2 protein-coding genes are annotated in these 1,372 nt (G+C 67.3%); both read left to right on the top strand.

Features of this window, described 5'->3' with window-relative positions:
- The coding region (locus ACWF94_RS40540) for a DEAD/DEAH box helicase family protein (RefSeq protein WP_453500312.1) at positions 1 to 937 on the top strand (937 nt) is incomplete at its 5' end.
- Positions 938 to 1,012: 75 nt separating this feature from the next.
- Positions 1,013 to 1,372 (top strand): IS5 family transposase (locus ACWF94_RS40535; RefSeq protein WP_453500310.1); only part of this gene is annotated, 360 nt, incomplete at its 3' end.

Here is a 1,372-nt window from a genome sequence, read left to right as displayed (position 1 = left end):
GCACTGGGCTTCCGGCCTAGGCGGCCCGGGCATCATGGTCATGCCCACCGGCACCGGCAAGACGGAGACCGTGCTGGCGCTGCTGGTGGCCGCTCGGATGGAGCGGCTGCTCGTACTGGTGCCCAGTGCGGCTTTGCGGGACCAGATCGCGGCGAAGTTCGAGACGCTCGGCATCCTGCAGCAGGAGCAGATCGTGAAGGCCGGCGCCTTGCGGCCGAGGGTGGGCCTGTTCGAGCACGGGTTCAAGGACGCTGACGAAGCGGCTCGGTTCGTCGCGGCCTGCAATGCCGTCGTCGCCACCCCGCAGATCCTCGGCAGGAGCGTGGGGAATGTACGGATGGCACTGCTGTCGTCGTTCTCCCATCTGATCGTGGACGAGGCTCACCACTCCCCCGCAGATACGTGGGCAAGGGTGGTAGACGGCTTCTCCGACCAGCCGGTGCTGTTGTTCACCGCCACCCCGTTTCGGGAGGACGGCCGCAGACTGCCCGGCCGTACCGTGTTCCGTTTCCCGCTGCGGGAGGCCCAGCGGCTGGAGTACTTCACGCACATCAACTACCGGGCGGTGTTCGGTGTCGAGGACGTCGACCGGGGACTGGCCGAGCTGGCTGTTGGTCGGTTGCCGATCCCGCCTCGGCACCACCCTCCGAAACCCCCTGAACCGTCATACGGCCCAGCCCACCCGACCCCGCACAGCCCTCACACAGGAACAGCGAAAGCCATGACAGCCAGCAACCAACCTGCTAGCCGCACAACGACATCCGCTTGGTCACCCCATGACAGCGACCACAACCCCGTCCTGCACCCGCTACCAGGACATCCACTCCGCGATTCCGCAGACGCCCACCCGCTGCCACCCCACCACCCACTCACACCCGTGCTTTCACGCGTCCAGCTGTTCCAGACCCTCGTCCTCGACCCTACGGGCCGGGTCTGACAATCCAGGCTCGTCCGTGTCCACGAGCTCGGTACGGCAGGCGCTAGGCGGTGTCTTCAAATATGATCAGCGCTGATGGATCATGGTGTCGTGATACGTCGCCATGAACTGTCTGATGCCGAGTGGGAGTTCGTCCGGCCGTTGCTGCCCGGGTCGTTGCGGGGGCGGAAGCGTCTGGACGACCGCAGGGTCCTGAACGGGATCGTGTGGAAGTTCCGGACCGGGACGGCCTGGCGGGATGTGCCCGGGCGCTATGGTCCGTGGGCCACGCTGCACACGCGTTTCCGCAGGTGGGCGGCGGACGGAACATTCGACCGGATGCTGCGGGCCGCGCAGGCGAAAGCGGACGCGGCCGGCGACGTCGAGTGGCTGGTGTCGGTCGATTCCACGGTCGTCCGGGCTCACCAGCATGCGGCCGGGGCCCGAAAGGGGGGC

The organism is Streptomyces sp. NPDC055078 (assembly GCF_053607985.1).
This window is presented reverse-complemented; position numbering and strand designations above follow the sequence as displayed.